The sequence below is a fragment of the Agrobacterium sp. 22-3639C2 genome (assembly GCF_053522105.1).
In genome coordinates this window covers 399,596-422,582 of record NZ_JBNWDB010000001.1, presented here as the reverse complement: position 1 = coordinate 422,582, position 22,987 = coordinate 399,596, and the positions used below count along the sequence as shown (strand labels likewise).

The window sequence follows — 22,987 nt, the reverse complement described above, 5'->3', positions numbered from 1 at the left end:
AACCGGATGCTGCAATTTAAGCGGTGATGGAGTTTGAATGCGTTTGATTTGCCTGAATGGTTGGGGCGGAAAGCTCCATGACGAGCTTGTTCCCTATATCTCCGCGTCCGATCCCGACATTCTATGTTTGCAGGAAGTGGTGCATACACCGGCAGCCGAAGAGGACTGGCTGAGCTATCGCGATGACGGTAGGGATCTGCCGCAAAGGGCGAACTTTCTTCGCGATGTCGAAGAAGCCCTACCCGATCATCTGGCAATCTTTTGCCCGGCGTCACAGGGGGACCTCTGGCACGGGGAGACACGATATCCCTCTCAATGGGGGCTGGCGACTTTCGTGCGTAAATCCATCGCGATTGTTGCGCAGGCTCAAGGTTTTGTGCACGGCTGCTTTTCTGCGAATGGATACGGAGATCACCCGCGTTCGCGCACGGGCCATGCTGTCAGGGTTTTCGACTTCACGACCGGCCAGCCAGCCGTCATCGCCCATATGCATGGGCTGCGTGACCCCAACGGTAAACACGATATTCCCGCCCGTCTGATGCAGGCAAAACGCCTCGTGAAACTCGTCAAAGACATCGCGGAGGATGGTGACCGGATCATCGTGTGCGGCGATTTTAATGTTCTGCCTGAGAGCGACACCTTCACGGTATTGAAGGAACTGGATCTCATCGAACTCGTCACGACACGTGGTTTCACAGACACGCGCACCTCGCATTATGCCAAACAAAACCGTTTTGCAGATTACATGCTGGTCAACCCAGTTGTGCAGGTCGATCATTTCGATGTGGTGAGACAGCCAGAAGTCTCGGATCATTGCCCCTTGCTGCTCGAATTCAGCTAGAGGCTTAAGCCGCCTTATCGGTCGTTGTCTTCATCTCACAGTTTGGTCAGCGCACGAGCCGGATATCGCTCGTCACCACCGTCTTGCCGGTCCTGCCGTCCTTGTCGGTGGTGCGAAGCCGCAGGCCGTTTTGCCCGACTTTTTCGATTGTCATGGCTGCGACGCGGTCGCCGTTGATGTCGCGGTTCCAGCGAACCGTCAGATTGATTGCATTTCCCTGCCGCGTACCGGAAAGGGCAGACGGTCGGCCGGAGGGTCCGGTGTAAGCGCCGCTGTAACGTCCACCTTTCTCCGACAGGTCGGCTGCAATTGCGCGCCTGACCACTAGAAGGCCACGGCATGTGCCGGACATATTGAGCGACGAGGTCCCCGCTTTGGAATTCAGCGTACAATTGACGTTGATTGGCGGCGTGCCAATGCGGGTGATCACGGTTCCCTTACCCGCCCATGTGCCTTTCAGCGACGAGAGGAATTCGCGTTCGTCCGCTAATGCCGGCTGCACACCGAGCAGCCCTGCAAAAAATAAACTCGTGATAGCCGTCGTTTTCATGGCGCGTATCCAATTTTTCACGAAGACTAACTCGCTTGCACCGTCAAACGTTCCTCCGGTTTATTTAGCAACTGTCAAAAAATTCGAGAGGCTCATGTTTCTATCGTGCCGATGCAACCAAATGCAGGCATAGATGTTTCTCGCCAGCGTCGATCAATTTCTGATCACCTACCGCATATTTTTCGGAGCATATTTCATGACGACGATCGGCGTTTTGGCACCGCGCGGCAGCCTCCCCTCCGGCGGTCTGCCTCGCAGCGGTGGTATGTCAGACCGCACGCTTTTTGCCCTTGCGGCGCTTAATTTCTTTCTGGCCGATGCCCGCGACGGGCTAGGGCCGTTCCTGGACGCATTTTTGGCGACACAGGGCTGGTCATCGCTTTCGCTGGGGATGATTGCCACGGTCGGTGGCCTTGTCGGTCTGCTTGCCACACCGCTCTGCGGCGCGTTGGTGGACGGCACGACGTGGAAAAGAACGTTGATTGCCATCCCCGTCGTTCTCGTCACCGTCGGCGCGCTGATTACGCTGATCTTTCCCGATGCGTGGATCGTCTGGACCGGCCAGATCATGACTGCGGTTGTCGGCGCCGTCGTTGGACCGGCTCTGGCCGGACTGACGCTTGGTCTGGTCGGTGAACGCCTGTTCTCCCGTCAGATATCGCGAAACGAATTCTGGAACCATGGCGGCAATTTCGCATCGCTCTTCGCCACTTACGTTGCCGTTTCCTTCTTCGGCCTGCATGGCGTCATCGGACTGATGCTTCTGACGGCTGCCGGCGCACTTGTTGCCGCCGCCGCCATCGACCCCGACAGGATCGACCACAAGGTGGCGCGAGGCCTTGGCGAGGACAAGGGCGAACCGGGGCCTTCAGGCATCAACGTGCTGCTTCACGAACGCGGTCTGATATTCCTCGCGATCATTCTTCTTATCTTCCACTTCGGCAACGCGCCGATGGGGCGGCTTATCGCGCAGAATTTTGCCATCGAACTGCAGACACCATTCCGCACGACAGCGATCATTACTGGCGTCGCGCAATTTGCCATGATCTTCGTTGCGGCCCTGGCGCCGTGGCTGATCCGTCGCTTCGGTCTTGCGACGGTGTTCCTGATCGCGCTTGCGGCCCTGCCGATCCGCGGTCTGCTGGCTTCCGCCTTCACCGATTTCTGGGTAATCTTTCCGGTACAGTTGCTTGACGGTATCGGTGCCGGCCTTCTGGGCATCGTGACGCCTGTGGCCGCCGAACGCATTCTCAAGGGAACAGGCCGGTTCAATGTCGGCCTTGCAAGCGTCATGATGGTGCAGGGCATTGGTGCGTCCCTCAGCAACGTCGTTGCCGGCTGGCTGGTCACCAAAGGCGGTTACGCCCTTTCGCACTTGGTCGGCGGCGGGATATCGGCCATCGCCATCGCTCTCTTCTTCATCTACCGAAACGAGATCGCCCCGAAGCAGGCCGACGAAGCGCTGCCTCAGTAAACCGTACAAATAAAAAAGGAGGCCTCGGGGCCTCCTTCATCCAACTTGCGCAAATGTCGGTTATCCGACGAAAGCGCGCTCGATGACGAACTCGGCAGGCTTGTTGTTCGCACCCTCGTTAAGCCCGGCCTTTTCAAGAAGCTCCTTCGTGTCCTTCAGCATGGCCGAAGAACCGCAGATCATGCCGCGATCGATCGCGGGATCGAGTGCGGGAACACCCAGATCCGCAAACAGCTTGCCGTTCTCAATCAGCGAGGTGATGCGGCCCTTGAAGGGATAATCCTCGCGCGTGACAGTCGCATAATGCTTGAGCTTGTCGCCGACGATCTCGTTCAGGAATTCATGGTTCCTGATTTCCTCGACCAGATCGAAACCGTATTTCAGTTCGGCCACATCGCGGCAGGTATGGGTGAGGATGACCTCTTCAAACTTTTCATAGGTCTCGGGATCGCGGATCAGGCTTGCGAAAGGTGCAATGCCGGTGCCGGTCGAGAACATATAGAGCCGTCTGCCTGGTGTCAGCGCATCCAGAACCAGAGTGCCTGTCGGCTTCTTGCGCATAAGCACGGTATCGCCGGGCTTGATCGCCTGAAGATGCGAGGTCAGCGGGCCATCCGGAACCTTGATCGAGAAGAATTCAAGTTCCTCGTCCCAAGCAGGGCTGGCGATGGAATAAGCGCGGTAGATCGGCTTTTCGCCGACCATCAGGCCGATCATGGCGAATTCGCCGGAACGGAAGCGGAAGCCGGCCGGACGCGTCATGCGGAAACGGAACAGGTGATCCGTATAGTGCTCCACCGACAAAACTGTCTCGGCGTAAACACCATCAGGTATCTTGATCGCGAAATCTTCCGTCTTGGCTGGCGCGTTCATTTCAGGTTCCGTCCATTCATTCGATAAGCGACATTCTTCGACCGGGCAATTATACCATTTTTGCCGCGGTTTGAAGGCATGAGAATATCAATACTGCCATGCGCGCAGAAAATATGCATATAAAACTCATATTTCCGCGCAACGCGTCATTGGGCCGCACGGCGGCGCCAGCTATAGGCCTCTCCACCGTTGGCCGGAAGGGCCGTCGGCTGGTAATAGACCGGGATTTCCGGCAGGCGATTTTCGGACAGGCGGCGGATCGCCGTCTCGTTCGTCACCGCAAAGCTGGTGAAGCCGGTGCGCAGCATCAGCGGCACCTGGTCGATCAAAACATCGCCAACCGCCCTCACCTCGCCGGCAAAATCAAGACGGCTGCGCAGCAACGAGGCATGGCTGAAACCCCGCCCGTCATTGAAGGCCGGGAAGCTGACGGCGACAAGGTCGATACGGTCGAGATAGGGCTCGAGCCGGGTGACATCGTCGGCAGGCGCAATCAGAACGCCGAGGCCGACATCATTGCTTTCAGCCGCACGGACAAGGAAATCAGCAAGCGACAGCACCGGTTTCTGCTCGGCAGTTGCCTTCACTTCTTCCGTTTCGATCACCCAGGGATCATTTTCCACGAAGCCGTCGCGGTTCCAGATTTTCGTCATGGCAATCTCCTCAGGCGGCTTCAGCGGCGGAACCGTAGAGCGCATCCTTGAACGGCTGCGGTCCAACGCGGCGATAGGCTTCGAGGAAGGTTTCTTCCTTCGAAAGACGCAAGCCCAGATAGGTGTCGACGATGGTTTCCACCGCGTCGGTCACTTTTTCCGGCTCGAAACCACGGCCAATGATCTCACCAATCGACGTGTTTTCATCACCCGATCCGCCAAGCGTGATCTGGTAGAGTTCCGCCCCCTTCTTCTCAACACCCAGAAGGCCGATATGGCCGACATGGTGATGGCCGCAGGCATTGATGCAGCCGGAAATCTTGATCTTAAGCTCGCCGATTTCCGCCTGACGTTCCGGCGCGCCAAAACGGGTAGAGATTTCCTGCGCCACCGGAATGGAGCGCGCATTGGCAAGCGCGCAATAGTCCAGCCCGGGACAGGCAATGATATCGGTGATCAACCCGGCATTGGCAGTCGCCAGTCCGGCTCCTACAAGTGCGCGATAGACCGGCTCGAGATCGGCCAGTGCCACATGCGGCAGGATGATGTTCTGCTCGTGGCTGATGCGGATTTCGTCAAACGCGTATTCGGCGGCGATATCGGCGACGAGTTCCATCTGCTCGTCGGTCGCATCGCCGGGAATGCCGCCAATCGGCTTCAGGGAAATCGTCACCATGCCGTAGTCCGGATGCTTATGCGGCTGGACGTTCTGCTCGACAAAACGGGCAAAACCCTCATCCGCCCGCTTCCAGCGCGCCAGGCTCTCCCAGCCTTCAGGACGGTCCTTAAGTGCTGGCGGTGCGAAATAGGCGGTAATGGCCGCAATGTCGGCATCCGGCAGCTTCAATTCCGTGTTTTTCAGCTCCGCGAATTCAACCTCGACCTGGCGGGCCAGTTCTTCTGCGCCGGTTTCATGCACGAGGATCTTGATACGCGCCTTGTACTTGTTGTCGCGGCGGCCGTGCAGGTTGTAAACGCGCATGACGGCCGTGGTATAGGACAGCAGGTCTTCTTCCGGCAGGAAGTCGCGGATCTTCTTGGCGATCATCGGCGTACGGCCCTGCCCGCCGCCGACATAGACGGCAAAACCGATCTCGCCCTTGTCGTTCTTTTTCAGATGCAGGCCGATATCGTGAACCTGAATCGCGGCGCGGTCGCGCTCGGCGCCCGTTACAGCGATCTTGAACTTGCGCGGCAGGAACGAGAACTCCGGATGCACGGAAGACCATTGACGCAGGATTTCCGCATAAGGACGCGGATCGGCGACCTCGTCTGCGGCGGCGCCCGCGAAATGGTCGGCGGTCACGTTGCGAATGCAGTTACCCGAGGTCTGCAGCGCATGCATTTCCACGCTTGCCAGTTCGGAGAGTATATCGGGCGTGTCGGACAGGCGCGGCCAGTTGTACTGAATGTTCTGGCGGGTTGTGAAGTGGCCGTAACCCCGGTCATATTTGCGGGCGATATGGGCCAGCATCCGCATCTGCTGCGAATTCAGCGTGCCGTAGGGAATGGCGACGCGCAGCATATAGGCGTGGAGCTGGAGATAGACACCGTTCATAAGGCGCAGCGGCTTGAACGCGTCCTCGGCAAGCTCGCCGGACAAGCGGCGCTCGACCTGATCGCGAAACTGTGCCACGCGGCCTTCAACAAATGCGTGATCGAACTCGTCGTAACGGTACATATTCTTCCTCAGACTGCGATGAATGCTGCATCGGCCGGCTTGAAGCCGTTGGCATAGTGCATGGTCGGGCCAGCGGCGCGAATGCGCTCACGAAGCCGCGTCGGCCAAAGCTTGCCATTCTCCTCCACCACGTCGATGACATTCACGTCAACGACCTTGTTGGCGGAAAAATCCCGCTTGCCGATTTCCTCGAACGAAGCGACGGCCTCTGCGTGGCGGGCGACGATTGCGTCCTGCAGGTTCTCCGTCCATTCGCCATTGGCATCGAGCCATACAGCGATCCCATCGCCCAGGCGGTTGGCGGTCAAAACCTTGTCAGCCATTTGCATACTCCCTTTTAAGGTTCGCTGGCCGCGCAACAAGCGCGAGCGCCTCGGACCTGTCAAAATTGGCGCCCGCCACCGCATCGCCGATGATGACCATGACCGGACCGGTCAGTTCGTCGCGATGTTCGAGGTCGGGCAGATCGTTCAAAGTGCCATGCAGCAGGCGGCGATCCGCGCGGCTGGCATTTTCGATGACGGCTACGGTCGTTTCCACGCCGAGACCTGCCTCTATCAGCCTCGTCGCGACCGACGCGGCAACGCTGCGGCCCATATAGACAGCAATGGTAGCGCCGGAGACGGCAAGCCGCGCCCAATCCGGCAGGACATCGCCGGTCAGATCGTGGCCGGTGGTGAAAATCAGCGACGAAGCGACACCGCGCAGCGTCAAGGGCAATTCGAAATCCGCAGCAGCGGCGAAGGCGGAGGTAATGCCCGGAACGATCTCGTAACCTATACCGGCATCGCGCAGCGCCGCCATCTCCTCTCCCGCCCGGCCATAGACCAGCGGATCACCGGATTTGAGGCGCACGACGCGCTTGCCGTCTTTACCAAGACGCACCAGCAGGCGGTTGATCTCATCCTGCGACTTGCTGTGGCAGCCCTTGCGTTTGCCGACGGACAGCCGCTCGGCGTCGCGGCGCCCCATGTCAACGATTGCCTGCGGCACTAGCGCATCGTAGACGATCACATCCGCTTCCATCAGCACGCGCTGCGCGCGCAGCGTCAGCAAATCTTCGGCACCGGGACCAGCGCCCACAAGCCAGACGCGGCCTTCGCTGCGCTCGGGCGATTGCAGCAAACGGTCAGCGGCATGGCGGGCGGATGATGTATCGCCGAGAGCGACGGCATCTGCGACAGCACCGGAAAAGAACCGGCGCCAGAAATTGCGCCGCAACGCGCCCTTGGGAACATTCTGCTCGGCGGCGTCACGATATTGCACGGCGAGGCGCGCAAGCTTGCCCAGCGACGGAGACAGCATCTGGTCGATGCGTGCACGGATCATCTGGGCAAGAACCGGGCCTGCGCCTTCGGTGCCAATGGCGATGGCGACGGGTGCGCGGGCGACGAGTGCCGGCGTGAAGAAATCGCAGAACTCCGGCTGATCCACCGCATTGGCAGGGATTTTCTTGGCGCGCGCAGCCAAAACGATCTCACGGTCCAGTGCCTCGTCTCCAGTGGCGGCAAAAACCAGCGTTGCGCCTTCAATCAACTGGCTTGCGAAACCCATGGCCCGATGATCGATGCCGTTTTCGCTGATATAGCGCGCAAAATCCGCTTCCGGCTGGTCGGCATAAGCAATGATATGTGCATTGGTATTGGCAAGCAGCCTTACCTTCGCAAAGGCCTCGTCACCATTGCCGAAAACAGCGACCCGCCGTCCTTCAACCCGGAAGAACGCGGGGAAGGTCGAAAGGCGATCGCCAGAAGCGGAAAAATCGTGTTCCTTGTGCATCGGGCATTTATCCCGCATTGCGGCGCAAGATTGAAGAAACAGAAATTCAAGCCTTTCCGACACCTGGATTTTTATTTCTCGAACACCCCTGTTTTTGAGGAAAACTAACCGGCGCACCTTTATCAACCCTGTCGAACGCCTCTAAATCCCATGAGAATCCCTTGACAAACCAGGCCCTCGCGCCGAACAAGAAGGGACTATTTTCGTCGATATCTCCATGCAAAAACCGCTTCGCCCTGAGGCGGTACGAAGGATCAGACCCTTGACCAGCTCGACAATTGCCGCCCGTCTTCTCGATGTTATCGAACAAGATATCCTGCCCCTGACGGCGCGCGGCGTCAGCCTCGGCAACAAGGTTTTCGGTGCGGCGATCCTGCGTAAATCCGATCTGTCGCTGGTGATCGCAGAGACGAATAACGAGTTGGAAAACCCGCTCTGGCATGGTGAAGTGCACGCGCTGAAGCGGTTTTACGAGCTGGGTGAGAAGCCGAACACCAAGGAATTGATTTTCCTTTCCACCCATGAACCCTGCACCATGTGCATGTCCGCCATCACCTGGGCCGGCTTCGACAATTTCTACTCCTTTTTCAGCCACGAGGATTCGCGCGACGCTTTCGCCATTCCGCACGACCTGAAAATCCTCAAGGAAGTTTTCGGGCTGGAGCCGGGCGGGTACCGCCGCAGCAACGCCTTCTGGAACTCTTTCTTCATTGCCGATCTGGTGGAGAGCGAAGACGATCCGCTGAAGACCGAGCTGAAGGCGCAGACGGCCCGCATCAAGGCTGCCTATGACGAGCTTTCCACCAGCTATCAGTCATCGAAGAGCGGCAACGATATTCCGCTGAACTAGAGCATTTCTAGACGGTTTTCCGCCTGGATATGTATGAAAATAAAGAACGAAGGTTTGAAAGACTATGGAAGCCTCGAAGGATATTTCCCGCCTGATCGAGATCATGGAAGCCCTGCGCCAGCCGGAAACCGGCTGCCCCTGGGATGTCGTCCAGACCTTCGAGACGATCAAGCCTTACACCATCGAAGAGGCTTATGAGGTTGCCGACGCCATCGAGCGCAAGGATATGGACGATCTTTGCGAAGAACTGGGCGACCTCTTGCTGCAGGTGGTTTTCCATGCCCGCATCGCCGAGGAACGGGGCGAATTCGCCTTTGGCGACGTGGTTGAGGCCGTGACGTCCAAAATGATCCGCCGCCATCCGCACGTCTTTGCCGTTTCCGCCGCCAATACGCCTGACAGCGTCAAGCTGCAATGGGACCAGATTAAAGCCGAGGAAAAGCGCGAGCGCGCGGAACGGCGCGCCCGCCGCGGTATCACCGAGGATTTCAAGGCCGGCTTTTTAGGCGGTGTGCAGCGTAGCCAGCCGGCTCTGACCGAGGCTCTCAAGTTGCAGGAACAGGCTGCGCGCGTCGGTTTCGATTGGTCGGATCCAGCCCCCATTCTCGACAAGATCGAGGAGGAAATCGCCGAACTGCGTGAAGCGCTGGCGGAGGGAAAGCCGGAGAAGGTCTCTGATGAACTTGGCGATCTCATCTTCGCGCTGGTCAATATCGGCCGCCATGTCAAAGCCGATCCGGAAGACGCGCTGCGCGGCACCAATACGAAATTCCGCAGACGTTTCAATCACATCGAGACGTCGCTCACCGAAAATGGCGAAACGCTTCAGGAAGCGAGCCTTGAGAGAATGGAAGACCTGTGGCAGGCGGCAAAACGCATAGAACGCTCGCTGGATATGATTTCGTCCTGATCACCCGGATATGCTGAAAAACTCAGAGCGCCCGGTGCTTTCGACAGTGGTGACGAAAACCTAGAACCTCTCCTGCGTCACGCTCGGGCCTGCCCCGAGCATATGCGACGTCCTGATTGTATCTTGTGTGTCTAGATCCTTGGGACAAGCCCAAGGATGACGTTGAGTATAAGGGAACATACCGCAATCGTTCTCGGAGCGCTTACTGCTCCCAGTCTTCCCGCTCGCGGATGGTTGCCTTTCCAAGCTTCCGTTCCAGCTCGGTGGCCTGCGCTTCCGACAGGCGTACATCAAGGGAAACCGAACCGTCCTCATTGTCTTCGCGGCTATCCACGATGGAGTTGCTATAGACCCATGAGATCAGCGGCAATTGCTCGACGGAGAGGACTACAGTCGTTTCCGTCAGGACACCTGACAGACGGCCGGAAATCTCGTCCATCAGGGCATCGACGCCCTCGCCCGTGACCGCCGAAACGGCACGAATATCGGAGCGGCCCTCGGCACGTTCAATGATGGCGTCATGCGCTTCGGGTTCGAGACGATCGACCTTGTTCCAGACCTCGATGATGCGCTTTTCGGCTTCCTTTTCGTCGATGCCGAGATCGCCAAGAATGCGCAGCACATCGGCCGACTGGGCGGCATTATCCGGATCGGACATGTCGCGCACGTGCAAAATAAGATCGGCTTCCAGCACCTCTTCCAGCGTTGCGCGGAAAGCGGCGACGAGATGTGTCGGCAGATCGGAGATGAAACCGACGGTATCGGACAGGATAACCGTGCGGCCATGCGGCAGCTTCATGCGGCGCAAGGTTGGATCGAGCGTTGCGAACAGCATGTCTTCCGCCAGAACGCCAGCGCCGGTAATACGATTGAACAGGGTGGACTTGCCGGCATTGGTATAACCGACCAGCGCCACGATCGGATGCGGCACCTTTCGGCGCTTGGCGCGGTGAAGCTGGCGGGTGCGCACGACCTGCTCCAGCTCGCGCTCGAGCTTGACGATGCGATCCTGCAGCAGCCGACGGTCGGCCTCGATCTGCGTTTCACCCGGACCGCCCATGAAGCCCGCGCCACCGCGCTGGCGTTCAAGGTGGGTCCAGCTTCTGACGAGGCGGCCCTTCTGATAGTTCAGATGCGCAAGATCGACCTGCAACGTGCCTTCCTTGGTGGAGGCACGGCGGCCGAAGATTTCGAGGATCAGGCCCGTCCTGTCGATGACCTTGGCATTCCACTGCTTTTCAAGATTGCGCTGCTGCACCGGGGTCAAAGGATGATCGACGATCACCAGACCGGAATTGGTTTCATCCAGAAGATGGCCGATTTCCTCGATCTTGCCGGTTCCAAACAAAGTCGCCGGACGCGGCTGGTTGACCGGCACGACAAGACCTTGCGTCACCTCAAGATCAATGGCGAGCGCCAGCCCCTTTGCTTCCTCAAGCTTGGCCTCAACAGACCGTACAGGAGAAACCGGACCCGCCACCGCATCACGGCTTTCGCGCTGCTGCTTGAGGACAGGCACGATGACCACCGCACGCATGTCGTCGCGGTGCTTTTCCTGTTCGGGGATCATCGATTCGTTCGAGGTGTCGCGCGTCGTAATGGGTTCAGCCTTATCAAGAAATGAATTTGCAGCCGACCGCATCCGTGCGGACGACTATGTGGATTAACCTGATTGAACCGGAAATGTTCCCGGTTCAGGTCAGCTTATATCGAAGATACCGTTGAGGGAGCCTGATCAGGCTGCGCCTTCTTCGCTCTCGAACATCTGCATCGGCTGGCCGGGCATGATGGTGGAGATCGCATGCTTGTAAACAAGCTGCGAGTGACCGTCACGGCGCAGAAGCACGCAGAAATTATCGAAGGAAGTGACAACGCCCGTCAGCTTGACGCCGTTGATCAGGAAAATCGTGAGCGAAATCTTTTGCTTACGAACGGTATTGAGGAAAAGATCCTGAAGGTTTTGAGAACGTTCCGCCATGGCGCCGCTTCTTTCTTTTTTGCCGGCAGGGATACCGGAAAATAATCAATCAATAATAAGCCGGCCGAGTCTAGTCCCCCGCTTGGCCGACCTGCAACTCTGGTATCAAATCGTGTCCTGTTCCGCAACGGCGAAAACAGCCGAATGAGTACGAGTATTGACCTGCTTTTTCGATTCGAAACAGTCAGAAATATTGTATCGAAACCCGGAAAAGCTGTTCCACGTCGCGCACCGCATCGGCAGATGCAAACAGCACGACGCGGTCCTTCGCCTTGATCTTCGTGCTGCCGTCCGGGCGGATCACCACACCGTCGCGATAGATCGCGCCGATGCGCACGCCATCAGGCATATCGATGTCACGGAAGGACTGGCCGACCAGCGGCGAAGTCTCCAGCGCCTCTGCCTCGATTACCTCCGCCGAGCCGCGCTGAACGGCATAAACCGACCGGATACGGCCCTTGCGCACATGCTGGAGAACGCGCGAAATGGTAACGGCCCGGGGATTAATATAGGCGTCGAGACCGAGTGAATCCGCAACCTCGTGAAAGGACGAGCTGTTCAACAATGCAAGGTTGGATTTGCAGCCGAGCTGCTTGGCCATCACCGCCGCCAGTATATTGGTCTGATCGCTGTTGGTCAGCGTCACGATCAGATCCGCATCCTGAATATCGGCCTGCAGCAAAATCTTCTGGTCCAGCGCCGAACCATGCATGACAATGGTGTTGCTGAGCTGTTCCGATGCGGCAATAGCCCTGTCGCGATCCGCCTCGATGATCTTTACCCGCGTCTTAGGCTGCAACTCCTCGATCTTCTGCGCGACGAAGTGGCCAATATTGCCGGCGCCCGCAATGACGATGCGCTGCGCCTCCTGCTCCTCATGGCCGAAGAGGCCAAGGGTGCGGCGTGCGTGCTGGCGCTGACAGATGACATAAGCGAGGTCGCCGACGCGCAGCTGCTCGGAGGAGTGCGCGACCTTGAGGATGCCGTTCCGGTAGACACCCACCACGGTTGCGATAAGGTCCGGAAAGAGGTTGGAAAGCTGCTGGAGCGGCGTATTGATGACCGGGCAGTCCTCCATGCACTCGATTGCCAGCATGAAGACCGTGTCGTCGGCGAAACGCACGACATCGGTGGCACCCGGAAAGGCGATGCGCCTGAGTACCATCTTGCCGACTTCGACTTCAGGCGAAATCGTCACGTCGATCGACATGTTTTCGCGGCTGAACAGATCGGCATATTCCGGTTTCAGATAGCTTTGGTCGCGGATGCGGGCGATCTTGGTCGGAACGCTGAACAGCGCATGCGCAACCTCGCAGGCGACGATATTGATCTCGTCATGCAGGGTCACGGCGATGATCATGTCGGCCTGGTCCGCACCCGCCTTTGCCAGCATGTCGGGATGGGCGCCATGGCCGACATAACCGCGCACATCCAGCGTCTCTGTAATGGCGGTAATGAGGGTCGCGGAGGTATCGATGACCGATACCTCATTATCCTCGCGCGACAGTTGTTCGGCAATGCCGTAACCCACCTGCCCTGCGCCGCAAATGATGACTTTCATGCTGTCTCTCTGACGGAATAATCGATTACGACGACTTGGGCCTTCGTCTCTTATACGCCGAGAGATTTCAGTTTGCGATGCAGTGCCGATCTTTCCATGCCGACAAATTCCGCCGTTCGTGAAATATTGCCGCCGAAGCGGTTGATCTGGGCGACCAGATAGTCCCGCTCGAACATTTCACGTGCTTCGCGCAGCGGCAGGGTCATGATGTGCTGATCGCCTTGCGCCGAAATCTTCGGCAGCATGTCGCCAATATCCGCCGGCAACATGTCTGCCGAGATTGGTGCCTCACCGCCTTCGGGGCGTGCCAGAATCATCAGCCGCTCGATATTGTTGCGGAGCTGGCGAATGTTACCCGGCCAGTCATGCGTCTGGAGAACGGCCATGGCGTCATCGCCGATCTTGCGCGGGCGGATGCCGGCCTGTTCGGAAATCTGCCGCATGAACATGTCTACGAGGAAAGGAATATCCTCACGCCGCTCGGACAGCGCCGGCACCTTCACCGGCACCACGGCGAGGCGATGGTAGAGATCTTCGCGGAACTGGCCTTCGGCGATCAGGCCTTCGAGGTGATGGGCGGTTGAGGAGATGATGCGCACATCCACCTTTACCCGCTTGCCGCCACCGACACGCTCGAACTGCTGATCGACCAGCACGCGCAGGATCTTGTTCTGCGTTTCGCGCGGCATCTCGCCGACTTCATCGAGATAGAGAACACCGCGATGGGCCTCTTCCAGAGCGCCCACCTTGCGCGGCTGCCCGGGCAGGCCTTCCGTGCCGAACAAGGCGATTTCCATGCGGTCCGGCGTGATGGTCGCAGCGTTCAGCGCAACGAAAGGTCCTGTAGCACGCGAGGATTTCTTGTGCACCATGCGCGCCACCAGCTCCTTTCCGGAACCGGAGGGGCCGAGAATCATGATGCGGCTGTTGGTGGGCGCCACGCGGTCAATGGTCTGGCGAAGTTGGGAAACCGCAAGCGACGCGCCGACGAGTTCAACCGCATCGCCAGTGCGCTTCTTGAGTTCCTGCACCTCCCGCTTCAGCTTGGAGTTCTCCAGCGCGCGTTCGGCAATCAGGATCAGGCGGTCTGCCTTGAACGGCTTCTCAATGAAATCGAACGCGCCGCGCTTGATGGCGTTGACGGCGGTTTCGATGTTGCCGTGACCGGAAATCATCACAACAGGGATATCGGGATGGCGGCTCTTGATCTCGTCCAGCAGGGCCAGACCGTCGAGCTTCGACCCCTGCATCCAGATGTCGAGAAAGATGAGACGCGGAACGCGTTCGGAAATGGCGGCCAGCGCGCTGTCGCTGTCGAACGCCATGCGCGTCTCGTGGCCTTCATCGGAAAGAATACCCGCTACGATTTCGCGAATGTCCGCCTCGTCATCCACGACCAGAATATCAGACGCCATATGCTGCTTCCTTGTTATTTTTGCCGCCGACCGCCTCGATATAGGGCAGCAGCACTCTGATCATGGCACCGTGGCCATGGTCGAACTCCGGCGGGGCATCGTGGAGTTCCAGATACCCGCCATGCTCTTCGATGATTTTCTTGACGATGGCGAGGCCGAGGCCCGTACCCTTGTCCCGCATCGTCATATAGGGTTCGAGAATGCGGTGACGGTTCTCGACGGGCAAGCCTCTGCCATTGTCGATGATGTCAGCCACGAACCGCGAATTGGCCTCGTCGAAGGATGCGCGCACCAGGATTTTACCTGGCCGCTTTTCGCCTTCCACCGCTTCGATCGCTTCCGTTGCATTCTTGATGAGATTGCCGAACGCCTGTCCCAGCATGCGGGCATCGAACATGCCCTCCAGCGGGACATCGCCAAATTCCGTCGAGAATTTCGTGTCTGCGGCGCTTATTTCGCGCAGGAATGCCGCGTCCTTCAAGATCGAACGCAGGTCCGACTTTTCCTTCGTGGGCTTCGGCATGCGCGCAAAGGCCGAGAATTCATCCACCATCCGGCCGATGTCACCAACCTGCCGGACGATGGTGTCCGTACACTGGTCAAAGATGGCGCGATCGTTCTCGTCGATCTGCTTGCCGAAGCGGCGTTTGATGCGCTCGGCAGAAAGCTGGATAGGTGTCAGAGGATTCTTGATCTCATGCGCAATACGCCGCGCGACGTCGGACCAGGCGGTCGAGCGCTGGGCAATGACGAGATCGGTGATATCGTCGAGCGTGATGACGTAGCTGTCGCGGCTGTCGCGCGCATCCTCACGGGTCACCTGCACATTGAGCGTCCGTTCCGTGCCGCGCCGCATGATGTTGATCTGCTTGCGGAAATTGCCGCGCGACCAGGTGTTGGCCTCGGTCACGACCTCTTCGATTTCAGGCGCGATATCAGATAGTTGCGCACCGATAAGCTGGTCGGAGGAAAGCGCCACGAATTCTTCAGCCGAAGGATTGACGATGGTGATCCTGCGGTTTTCATCAATGCCGATAACGGCGGCGGTAACGCCCGACAACACGGCCTCGATGAAGCGGCGGCGATCATCGATGTCGTCTTTCGCTTCAATGATCTGTTCCTGTTGGCTGCGCAGTTCCGAGACCATCTTGTTGAAGGTGCGCGACAGGCGGCCAACGTCGCCATCGATGGCGCGAACGGGAACCAGCACATGCATGTTTCCGGTGGCGACACTGTCTGCGGCGCTGATGAGGAGACGGATAGGACGCACGATACGGTCGGCCACCGCAATCGCGGTCCAGATCGCCGCCAGAAGCACGATCAGCGCGAAACCGAGATAAAGGATTGCAAACGCAATCTGCAACGGCGCACGGCCGGCCTCCATCGCCTTGTATTCGGCGCGGTTCTCTTCCATCAGCCGCATCGCGCCCATCACCTTGGGATCGACGGCACGCACGGTATAAAGAAACGTACCGCTGATGCCCTCGAGCTTGATGATGGCGCCGACGAGATTGGTGATGCCAGGCGGAATAAGGGTTGGCTGACCAGCGGCGGCCTTTTCAAGCGCATCGTGCGGAATGGCCGGAAGCGGCTTTTCCGTCTTGATATCGGCTTGCGCGACGGCGTCGCCGTCTTCCTGCACCAGGAATGCGCCGAGAAGACCACGGCCCTTGGCCTGACGGGTCATGAGATCGACGAAGCCGGTGCGGTCGAGATAAAAGAGCGCGCGATTGCGGTCGAGGTCGGTGGCCATCGACAGGGTCTGTCCCTGAAGATAACCGGCATTCTCCATCATATAGGCCTGGGCGATATTGCTGGAGGAATCGACGATCGACTGGGTACGTAGCGCAAACCAGCGGTCGAGACCGACATTCAGCGTCAGACTGGCGAAGATGGCGACAAGAACGGCCGGTGTAATCGCAACGATGGAAAACAGCACGACGATGCGCACATGCAATCGTGCCGCCGCCCTGCCCTTTTTCCGCGCTTTCAGCAGGCGGTTGATTTCCCGACCGATGAGAAAGATCAGTCCGATCACAAAGACCGAATTGATGACGACCGAGGCGATGACGACATTCGATGTCGGCGCAATCGGTGTTACGCCCAGAAGCACGAAAAGTGTCAGTATGGCGCAAACAAGGGCGACACCGGCAAGCACCAGCCCCGGCAGAGCGAAAGACATCCTGCGATCGGCTACCACCATTCCCGCTGCGTCTTCGGCAACGGCTTTTTCGGCGGCGGGTTTCCGCATGCATTTCTCCCAATCGCTGGCTAGCCAGCACCACATTCATGAAAATGGGCGAATCCGCCTCGTGCCGGCGAATCTCTCTCCATCCTAGTGTTTTCCAAGCAACACAATGTGGCGAAAATGCAACGACAACCGCGGCCTTGTCAACATTCTCAGCTGGGGCGGGAGCTGCGATACACGGAAACGCCAAGCTCGCGAATCTTCTTGCGCAGCGTATTGCGGTTGAGGCCAAGAAGATCGGCGGCCTTGATCTGGTTACCGCGCGTCGCCGTCAGGGCGGCAAGAATAAGCGGATATTCCAGTTCGCGCAGAACACGGTCGTAGAGACCCGGCGGCGGCAGGCCTTCGCCGAAACTTGCGAAATAATCCCGCATGTTTTCCTCGACCGCCTGCGAAATGGTCAATGAGCCGGTGCGAACCGCCATCTTGTCGAGCGGGCTGTCTGGAACATCCGACTGCAATTCCTGCTCGATGATCTCGCGGGTGATGACTTCCTGCGGATAAAGCGCCATCAGGCGACGGATCAGGTTTTCGAGTTCGCGCACGTTGCCGGGCCAGGCATAGGCCTTCATGACTTCCAGCGCCTCGGTCTCGAAGCGCTTTCCTTCCAGCCCCTCCTTCTCACCCGTCTGGATGAAATGGCGAACCAGATCGGGAATATCCTCAGCGCGGTCGCGCAGCGGCGGTAGGCGCAGCGGCACGACGTTTAGGCGGTAATAGAGGTCTTCGCGGAAAAGGCCCTGGTTGATCGACTGCTTCAAGTCCTTGTTGGTGGCGGCGACGATACGAACATCGGTCCTGATCGGCGTGCGTCCACCGACCGTCGTATATTCGCCCTGCTGCAATACGCGCAGCAGCCGCGTCTGGGCGTCCATTGGCATATCGCCGATTTCGTCGAGAAACAGCGTGCCGCCCTCGGCCTGTTCGAAACGGCCGGTCGAGCGGTTCTGCGCGCCGGTGAAGGCGCCCTTCTCATGGCCGAACAGTTCGGATTCGATCAGATCACGCGGGATTGCCGCCATGTTGATGGCGACGAAGGGGCCGTTGCGGCGCTTGCCGTAATCATGCAGCGCGCGCGCCACCAGTTCCTTGCCGGTGCCGGATTCGCCGGTAATCATTAGCGTCAGGTCGGTTTGCATCAGGCGGGCGAGAACCCGGTAGATTTCCTGCATGGCGGCCGAGCGGCCGACGAGCGGCATGCCGTCCTGCATATCGTCGTCCAGTTTGGCGGGCTTGCGCTTCGGCTCCGACAAGGCGCGGCCGATGATGGCAATCAGCTCCGTCAGGTCGAAGGGCTTGGGCAGGTAATCGTAAGCGCCCTTTTCCGAAGCCTTGATCGCGGTCATGAAAGTGTTTTGGGCACTCATCACCAGAACCGGCAGGTCCGGGCGAGCCTTCTTGATGCGCGGAAGCAGATCGAAGGCATTTTCATCGGGCATCACGACATCGGTAACGACCAGATCGCCCTCGCCGGCAGAAACCCAGCGCCAGAGCGTTGCGGCATTGGACGTGATGCGCACATCGTAACCGGCACGGCTGAGCGCCTGATTAAGCACGGTGCGGATTGCGGCATCATCATCGGCGACGAGGATAGTAGCTGTCATCTGTCATTTCCTGTCGAGTTCGGCAAGATGCGGTCGTCCAACGCCACTTCAGGCGAGACGGGCATCAATACGCGGAAAGTCGTGCGATGGTTCTGGCTGTCGCATTCGACGATGCCGCCATGGGCGCCGATCAGTTTGGCGACAAGCGCCAGACCCAGGCCCGAACCATTCGTCTTGGTGGTAATGAAGGGGTCGAAGAGATGCGGCAGGAGATCGGCCGGCACTCCCGGCCCATTGTCATGGACGCAAAACTCAAGCGGCAGCGAGATGCGTTCGCGGCTGCCCGCCACGGACATGCGCATGCCGGGACGATATGCCGTCGTCAGCACGATCTCGCCCTCCGACTGATTCCCGACGGCTTCCGCCGCGTTTTTCACCAGATTGAGAAAGACCTGAACCAGCTGGTCGCGATTGGCATAAACCGCCGGCAACGATGGATCATAATTCTCGGAAATCTTGATGTTGCGGGCAAAGCCAGCCTTGGCTATGGCCTTCACATGGTCGAGCACCGAATGGATGTTGACTGGCACGCGGTCCACCGGACGCTCGTCGGAGAACACTTCCATGCGGTCAACCAGCGAGACGATACGATCGGTCTCGTCGCAGATCAGCCGCGTCAGCGCACGGTCCTCATCGGCAACCGATGTCTCGAGAAGCTGCGCGGCACCACGAATGCCCGAAAGCGGGTTCTTGATCTCATGCGCCAGCATCGAGGCAAGGCCGGTGACAGAGCGTGCAGCAGCCCGATGGGTCAATTGCCGGTCGATCTTGTCAGCCATCGACCGTTCCTGGAAGACGACGACAACAGACCCCGGCTCGCTGACAACAGGCGCGACATAGAGATCGACGAGCTTGTCCTGTCCAAGCCGGGGGGAGCTCAGATCGACCCGATATTCATTTACCGGCGCGCGGCGTTCCCGCACCTGATCGATCAGCGCAAGCAGCGGACTGCCGAAGGGAATGAAGGTGGAGACGCGGTAGCGGGCGAGATGGGAGGCGCTGGCCCCGAAAAAAGCTTCTGCTTCCCAATTGGCAAAAGCGATGAAACCTTCGGCATCCACCAGAATAACGGGATTCTGCACCGCGTTCAGAACCGCCATGGCGAGCGGGTTCGCATCTGCCGGGCTGTGTTTATCAGCGCTCATGCGGCCTTCCTTGCGGCTTCTTCGCCCGCATTGTCGCAAAGGGCGGAGCGCAGCAGATCAGCCACTTCCCCCGTATCACGCGATGTCATGATTTTAGCCTTGTCGGTGGTGGCGATCTCCGTCGCGAAACGGTCGAGATACCAGCCCAGATGTTTGCGGGCATGCCGAAGACCGGCTTCCCTTCCATAAAATTCGAGCATCATGTCGTAATGTTCGACGGCGATATCGGCAATATCGGCGCGTTGCGGCGCTGCATGTCCGGCCAGTACCGCCGGCAGCCAGGGTTGACCCTGTGCACCGCGACCGACCATAACGGCATCCGCGCCGGAACGGCTGAGGATTTCACGCGCATCTTCGGCGGTCTCGACATCGCCATTGGCGATCAGCGGCACGGAAATCACCTCGCGCACGGCGCGAATGGCATCCCAGTTCGCCCGTCCTTCGTAAAACTGCATGCGGGTGCGGCCGTGAATGGTGATGAGCTGGACGCCAGCGGCTTGAGCGCGGCGAGCAATTTCGGGTGCATTGATGGTGTTTTCATCCCAGCCGAGCCGCATCTTCAGCGTCACGGGCACATCGACCGCGCCGACGGTCGCCTCGATCAACGACAGCGCATGGTCAGGATCCCGCATCAAGGCTGAACCGGAGTACCCGCCCGTCACCTTCTTGGCCGGACAACCCATATTGATGTCGATGATGCCAGCGCCATTGTCAGCCGCAATTTTTGCCGCTTCCGCCATAAAATGCGCTTCGCGCCCGGCGAGCTGCACCATATGCGGAACCATCCCGGCATTTTTCAGCCGCGCCCAGGATTCCCCACGATTGGCGACAAGTTCCCGGCTTGCGACCATTTCAGTCACCACAAGGCCCGCGCCGTAACGCCAGGCGAGCTGACGGAAAGGCAAATCTGTCACGCCCGACATAGGCGCCAGCACTGCGCGATTACGGATCGCGACTGAGCCGATGCTGAACGGGACTGACAACTCCGGAAGGGGCAAGTGATGATCTTTCGTGCAGAAGAGTTATATGCATTATTTTTAGACAGTGTTTGCGCAGTTGCCAAGCACTTTTACAGGGTTGCACCTTTTATTTGCGCGTGGCCTGCCTGCCTGTTTTGCTGGCGGCGGCAATTTGTGCAGGTTTGAACAAACGGGATGACCGATCCTGCGGCATGTGGGTGCGGGTGGGCGGCTTATCGGGCTGGCCATTCGGGTTTTGAAACGCTAGAGCAGGACTGTCAACCATTAAGGGTTGCGCACAAAGCATAAGACCAATGCAGGAAAGTACTATGAAACTCGGCATCGTCGTTGTCGCCGCAGGACGCGGAGAAAGAGCCGGCTCCCCCGAGGAAGGGCCGAAACAATATCGCCCGATCGGTGGCAAGGCCGTGATCGAGCATACATTGTCGACCTTTCTTGCCTGGGCAGACACATCCCCTATCGTGGTCGTTATCCATGCCGACGATGCGGCGCTCCTGTCACCAATCCTTGAACGGCTGAATGCCGGGGAGCGGATCGTCACCGTCACGGGCGGCGCAACCCGGCAGCAATCGGTGCTCGCTGGTCTGGAAGCGCTGGCCGCGCAAGACCTCACACATGTGATGATCCACGATGCCGTGCGGCCTTTCATCGCCGTGGACATGCTGGAACGCATCGTGGCGCTGCACAAGGCGGGCGCTGTCGGCGTTCTGCCTGCCCTGCCCGTCACTGATACGCTGAAGCGTGGCGCAGGCGATTCTGTCGCGGAAACGGTTTCAAGGCAGGGTCTTTATGCGGCGCAGACACCGCAAAGCTTCGGCTATGGCGAAATCCTCGCCGCGCATCGCGCTGCTGCCACATCTGGAAAAGCCGACTTTACCGATGACGCCTCGATCGCCGAGTGGGCAAGTCTACCTGTGACGCTGACCGAAGGCTCGGTCGACAATGTGAAACTCACTCTCAAGCGGGATATCGCCATGGCCGATGAAAAGCTCTCCTACGGACTGCCTGACGTGCGCACCGGCAATGGTTACGACGTGCACCAGCTAGAAGCCGGAGACGGCGTGACGCTGTGCGGCGTCTTCATCGAACACGACCAGAAACTCAAAGGCCATTCGGATGCCGATGTGGCGCTGCATGCGCTGACGGATGCCCTGCTCGCCACCTGCGGCGCTGGCGACATAGGCGATCACTTCCCGCCTTCCGATCCGCAATGGAAGGGTGCTGCTTCGCGCATCTTCCTCGAACACGCGGCCAAGGTAGTCCGCGGCAGTGGCGGCACGATCATGAATGCCGATGTCTCGCTGATTGCCGAAGCGCCGCGCATCGGACCGCATCGGCAGGCCATGCGTGAGGCGCTTTCCGACATGCTCGGCATCGCGCTGGAGCGCTGCTCGGTCAAGGCGACCACCAACGAGACGATCGGCTTCGTCGGCCGCCGCGAAGGTATTGCTGCGATTGCCACTGCCACTGTGGTCTACAAGGGCAGACCGCTATGAGCCTGTTTCCTGCGGATATAGAAGAACTGGCGCGGCGGGTCATTTCTGACTTTACCGCCGGCGGCTTCATGGTCTCGACGGCGGAAAGCTGTACGGGCGGCCTGATTGCTGGTTCGCTGACGGAAATCGCCGGCTCTTCTGCCGTCGTCGATCGCGGCTTCGTCACCTACACGAACCAAGCCAAGATGGACATGCTTGGGGTTGGAACTGAGACGCTGGCGAATTTCGGCGCCGTATCCCGACAGACCGCGCTGCAAATGGCGCATGGCGCGCTATTTCGTTCCCGGGCGGATTTTGCCGTAGCCGTGACCGGCATTGCCGGTCCGGGCGGAGGTTCGGCTGAAAAACCGGTGGGGCTGGTGCATCTGGCCGCCAGGTCGCGCAGCGGTAAAATCCTGCACCATGAAATGCACTACGGAGAGATCGGGCGCACGGAAATCCGTCTTGCGACCGTCAGGACGGCGCTCGAGATGCTGATTACCCTCAATCAGGCTGGGTCCGCGTAGATTTTATCGGCGCGGGTCTCGAAGGCTTCGGCGAACATGCGGAAGGCCCTGTCGAACATCGATCCCATGACCGCACCGAGCAGCCGGTTCTTGAATTCATACTCGATGAAAAAATGAATGGCCGAGCCGCCCTCTGCGGAGGCTTCAAAACGCCAGCGATTGTCGAGATATTTGAACGGGCCGTCGATATATTTCACGTCGATAGCGCGCTCTGCCGGGTTCAGCAGCACCTGCGTGGTGAAGGTCTCGCGAATGGCCTTGTAGCCCACCGTCATATCTGCCACCAGCAGGGTCTTGCCGTCCCGCTCCTTGCGCGAGCGGATGACCAGCGCTTCGCAAAGCGGCAGAAACTGCGGATACTTCTCCACATCGGCGACGAGGTCGTACATGCGGTCGGGCGAGTGTTTTACAAGGCGATGCGTTTCGAACTGTGGCATGAGCGG

21 protein-coding genes are annotated in these 22,987 nt (G+C 59.0%); 6 read left to right on the top strand and 15 right to left on the bottom strand.

The window, feature by feature from the left end; genetic code table 11:
* Positions 1 to 37 precede the first annotated feature (37 nt).
* Complete coding sequence (locus ACQZ6D_RS02070; RefSeq protein WP_065704606.1) at positions 38 to 841, top strand: endonuclease/exonuclease/phosphatase family protein; 804 nt, start codon at positions 38 to 40, stop codon at positions 839 to 841.
* Positions 842 to 887: 46 nt separating this feature from the next.
* On the opposite strand, the gene ACQZ6D_RS02065 is transcribed toward ACQZ6D_RS02070, so the two are convergent.
* A complete protein-coding gene (locus tag ACQZ6D_RS02065) occupies positions 888 to 1,391 on the bottom strand; it encodes a hypothetical protein (protein WP_013636046.1) in 504 nt (167 codons plus the stop codon).
* Between the two features lie 133 nt (positions 1,392 to 1,524).
* Here ACQZ6D_RS02065 and ACQZ6D_RS02060 point away from each other — a divergent pair, with 133 nt between their 5' ends.
* Positions 1,525 to 2,865: an MFS transporter gene (locus ACQZ6D_RS02060; protein WP_029658762.1), complete on the top strand. Its 1,341-nt coding sequence runs from the start codon at positions 1,525 to 1,527 to the stop codon at positions 2,863 to 2,865.
* Positions 2,866 to 2,925: 60 nt separating this feature from the next.
* Here the strand turns inward: ACQZ6D_RS02060 and ACQZ6D_RS02055 are convergent, their stop codons facing one another.
* From ACQZ6D_RS02055 to cysG, 5 genes are all read right to left on the bottom strand, one after another.
* A complete protein-coding gene (locus tag ACQZ6D_RS02055; RefSeq protein ID WP_003512938.1) occupies positions 2,926 to 3,738 on the bottom strand; it encodes a ferredoxin--NADP reductase in 813 nt (270 codons plus the stop codon).
* Between the two features lie 146 nt (positions 3,739 to 3,884).
* Entirely contained in the window at positions 3,885 to 4,391 is a 507-nt protein-coding gene (locus ACQZ6D_RS02050; protein ID WP_038492802.1) for a DUF934 domain-containing protein, read from the bottom strand.
* Positions 4,392 to 4,401: 10 nt separating this feature from the next.
* On the bottom strand, positions 4,402 to 6,072 hold the full coding sequence (locus ACQZ6D_RS02045; protein ID WP_003512935.1) for a nitrite/sulfite reductase: 1,671 nt from the start codon (positions 6,070 to 6,072) through the stop codon (positions 4,402 to 4,404).
* An 8-nt stretch (positions 6,073 to 6,080) separates the two neighbouring features.
* Complete coding sequence (locus ACQZ6D_RS02040) at positions 6,081 to 6,395, bottom strand: DUF2849 domain-containing protein (protein WP_003512933.1); 315 nt, start codon at positions 6,393 to 6,395, stop codon at positions 6,081 to 6,083.
* On the bottom strand, positions 6,388 to 7,851 hold the full coding sequence (cysG, locus tag ACQZ6D_RS02035) for a siroheme synthase CysG (RefSeq protein WP_065704609.1): 1,464 nt from the start codon (positions 7,849 to 7,851) through the stop codon (positions 6,388 to 6,390). Before cysG ends, ACQZ6D_RS02040 begins: the two co-directional genes overlap by 8 nt.
* 262 nt (positions 7,852 to 8,113) lie before the next feature.
* Here cysG and ACQZ6D_RS02030 point away from each other — a divergent pair, with 262 nt between their 5' ends.
* Both ACQZ6D_RS02030 and mazG read left to right on the top strand, forming a co-directional pair.
* Positions 8,114 to 8,701: a deaminase gene (locus ACQZ6D_RS02030; protein ID WP_065661048.1), complete on the top strand. Its 588-nt coding sequence runs from the start codon at positions 8,114 to 8,116 to the stop codon at positions 8,699 to 8,701.
* Between the two features lie 64 nt (positions 8,702 to 8,765).
* On the top strand, positions 8,766 to 9,611 hold the full coding sequence (gene mazG, locus ACQZ6D_RS02025) for a nucleoside triphosphate pyrophosphohydrolase (RefSeq protein ID WP_025593370.1): 846 nt from the start codon (positions 8,766 to 8,768) through the stop codon (positions 9,609 to 9,611).
* A 202-nt stretch (positions 9,612 to 9,813) separates the two neighbouring features.
* Here the strand turns inward: mazG and hflX are convergent, their stop codons facing one another.
* The 8 genes from hflX to dusB all read right to left on the bottom strand — a co-directional run bounded on the left by hflX (position 9,814) and on the right by dusB (position 20,545).
* A complete protein-coding gene (gene hflX / locus ACQZ6D_RS02020; protein WP_236761495.1) occupies positions 9,814 to 11,181 on the bottom strand; it encodes a GTPase HflX in 1,368 nt (455 codons plus the stop codon).
* A 165-nt stretch (positions 11,182 to 11,346) separates the two neighbouring features.
* A complete protein-coding gene (gene hfq / locus ACQZ6D_RS02015) occupies positions 11,347 to 11,589 on the bottom strand; it encodes an RNA chaperone Hfq (RefSeq protein WP_003496145.1) in 243 nt (80 codons plus the stop codon).
* 184 nt (positions 11,590 to 11,773) lie between these two features.
* Positions 11,774 to 13,150, bottom strand: coding sequence for a Trk system potassium transporter TrkA (gene trkA / locus ACQZ6D_RS02010; RefSeq protein WP_003512920.1), 1,377 nt, complete (start codon positions 13,148 to 13,150; stop codon positions 11,774 to 11,776).
* 50 nt (positions 13,151 to 13,200) lie between these two features.
* The gene (gene ntrX, locus ACQZ6D_RS02005; protein WP_448729592.1) at positions 13,201 to 14,565 is read right to left on the bottom strand and encodes a nitrogen assimilation response regulator NtrX; all 1,365 of its coding nucleotides are present in this window, start codon (positions 14,563 to 14,565) and stop codon (positions 13,201 to 13,203) included.
* The gene (locus ACQZ6D_RS02000) at positions 14,555 to 16,816 is read right to left on the bottom strand and encodes a sensor histidine kinase NtrY-like (protein WP_003512916.1); all 2,262 of its coding nucleotides are present in this window, start codon (positions 16,814 to 16,816) and stop codon (positions 14,555 to 14,557) included. The genes ntrX and ACQZ6D_RS02000 overlap by 11 nt, the downstream gene beginning before the upstream one ends.
* A 149-nt stretch (positions 16,817 to 16,965) precedes the next feature.
* Positions 16,966 to 18,417 (bottom strand): nitrogen regulation protein NR(I), encoded by a 1,452-nt coding sequence (gene ntrC, locus ACQZ6D_RS01995; protein ID WP_003512914.1) that lies wholly within the window; start codon positions 18,415 to 18,417, stop codon positions 16,966 to 16,968.
* Entirely contained in the window at positions 18,414 to 19,562 is a 1,149-nt protein-coding gene (locus ACQZ6D_RS01990) for a two-component system sensor histidine kinase NtrB (protein WP_003512904.1), read from the bottom strand. The genes ntrC and ACQZ6D_RS01990 overlap by 4 nt, the downstream gene beginning before the upstream one ends.
* Positions 19,559 to 20,545 (bottom strand): tRNA dihydrouridine synthase DusB, encoded by a 987-nt coding sequence (gene dusB, locus ACQZ6D_RS01985; protein ID WP_255610144.1) that lies wholly within the window; start codon positions 20,543 to 20,545, stop codon positions 19,559 to 19,561. Before dusB ends, ACQZ6D_RS01990 begins: the two co-directional genes overlap by 4 nt.
* 305 nt (positions 20,546 to 20,850) lie before the next feature.
* On the opposite strand from dusB, the gene ACQZ6D_RS01980 reads away from it, so the two are divergent.
* Together ACQZ6D_RS01980 and ACQZ6D_RS01975 are read left to right on the top strand one after the other, a co-directional pair.
* On the top strand, positions 20,851 to 22,038 hold the full coding sequence (locus tag ACQZ6D_RS01980) for a bifunctional 2-C-methyl-D-erythritol 4-phosphate cytidylyltransferase/2-C-methyl-D-erythritol 2,4-cyclodiphosphate synthase (protein ID WP_448729591.1): 1,188 nt from the start codon (positions 20,851 to 20,853) through the stop codon (positions 22,036 to 22,038).
* Complete coding sequence (locus ACQZ6D_RS01975; RefSeq protein ID WP_448729590.1) at positions 22,035 to 22,544, top strand: CinA family protein; 510 nt, start codon at positions 22,035 to 22,037, stop codon at positions 22,542 to 22,544. The genes ACQZ6D_RS01980 and ACQZ6D_RS01975 overlap by 4 nt, the downstream gene beginning before the upstream one ends.
* On the opposite strand, the gene ACQZ6D_RS01970 is transcribed toward ACQZ6D_RS01975, so the two are convergent.
* The gene (locus ACQZ6D_RS01970) at positions 22,526 to 22,981 is read right to left on the bottom strand and encodes a type II toxin-antitoxin system RatA family toxin (RefSeq protein WP_003512897.1); all 456 of its coding nucleotides are present in this window, start codon (positions 22,979 to 22,981) and stop codon (positions 22,526 to 22,528) included. The genes ACQZ6D_RS01975 and ACQZ6D_RS01970 overlap by 19 nt on opposite strands.
* Positions 22,982 to 22,987: the final 6 nt, after the last annotated feature.

Coding starts and splice junctions, on each gene's coding strand:
- hflX (WP_236761495.1), bottom strand. CDS start 11,181: ATGATCCCCGAACAGGAAAAGCACCGCGACGACATGCGTGCGGTGGTC.
- ACQZ6D_RS02050 (WP_038492802.1), bottom strand. CDS start 4,391: ATGACGAAAATCTGGAACCGCGACGGCTTCGTGGAAAATGATCCCTGG.
- ACQZ6D_RS02045 (WP_003512935.1), bottom strand. CDS start 6,072: ATGTACCGTTACGACGAGTTCGATCACGCATTTGTTGAAGGCCGCGTG.
- ACQZ6D_RS01975 (WP_448729590.1), top strand. CDS start 22,035: ATGAGCCTGTTTCCTGCGGATATAGAAGAACTGGCGCGGCGGGTCATT.
- ACQZ6D_RS02070 (WP_065704606.1), top strand. CDS start 38: ATGCGTTTGATTTGCCTGAATGGTTGGGGCGGAAAGCTCCATGACGAG.
- ACQZ6D_RS01980 (WP_448729591.1), top strand. CDS start 20,851: ATGAAACTCGGCATCGTCGTTGTCGCCGCAGGACGCGGAGAAAGAGCC.
- ACQZ6D_RS01970 (WP_003512897.1), bottom strand. CDS start 22,981: ATGCCACAGTTCGAAACGCATCGCCTTGTAAAACACTCGCCCGACCGC.
- ACQZ6D_RS02055 (WP_003512938.1), bottom strand. CDS start 3,738: ATGAACGCGCCAGCCAAGACGGAAGATTTCGCGATCAAGATACCTGAT.
- hfq (WP_003496145.1), bottom strand. CDS start 11,589: ATGGCGGAACGTTCTCAAAACCTTCAGGATCTTTTCCTCAATACCGTT.
- ACQZ6D_RS02060 (WP_029658762.1), top strand. CDS start 1,525: ATGTTTCTCGCCAGCGTCGATCAATTTCTGATCACCTACCGCATATTT.
- ACQZ6D_RS01990 (WP_003512904.1), bottom strand. CDS start 19,562: ATGAGCGCTGATAAACACAGCCCGGCAGATGCGAACCCGCTCGCCATG.
- mazG (WP_025593370.1), top strand. CDS start 8,766: ATGGAAGCCTCGAAGGATATTTCCCGCCTGATCGAGATCATGGAAGCC.
- ACQZ6D_RS02040 (WP_003512933.1), bottom strand. CDS start 6,395: ATGGCTGACAAGGTTTTGACCGCCAACCGCCTGGGCGATGGGATCGCT.
- trkA (WP_003512920.1), bottom strand. CDS start 13,150: ATGAAAGTCATCATTTGCGGCGCAGGGCAGGTGGGTTACGGCATTGCC.
- ntrC (WP_003512914.1), bottom strand. CDS start 18,417: ATGACAGCTACTATCCTCGTCGCCGATGATGATGCCGCAATCCGCACC.
- cysG (WP_065704609.1), bottom strand. CDS start 7,851: ATGCACAAGGAACACGATTTTTCCGCTTCTGGCGATCGCCTTTCGACC.
- ntrX (WP_448729592.1), bottom strand. CDS start 14,565: ATGGCGTCTGATATTCTGGTCGTGGATGACGAGGCGGACATTCGCGAA.
- ACQZ6D_RS02065 (WP_013636046.1), bottom strand. CDS start 1,391: ATGAAAACGACGGCTATCACGAGTTTATTTTTTGCAGGGCTGCTCGGT.
- ACQZ6D_RS02000 (WP_003512916.1), bottom strand. CDS start 16,816: ATGCGGAAACCCGCCGCCGAAAAAGCCGTTGCCGAAGACGCAGCGGGA.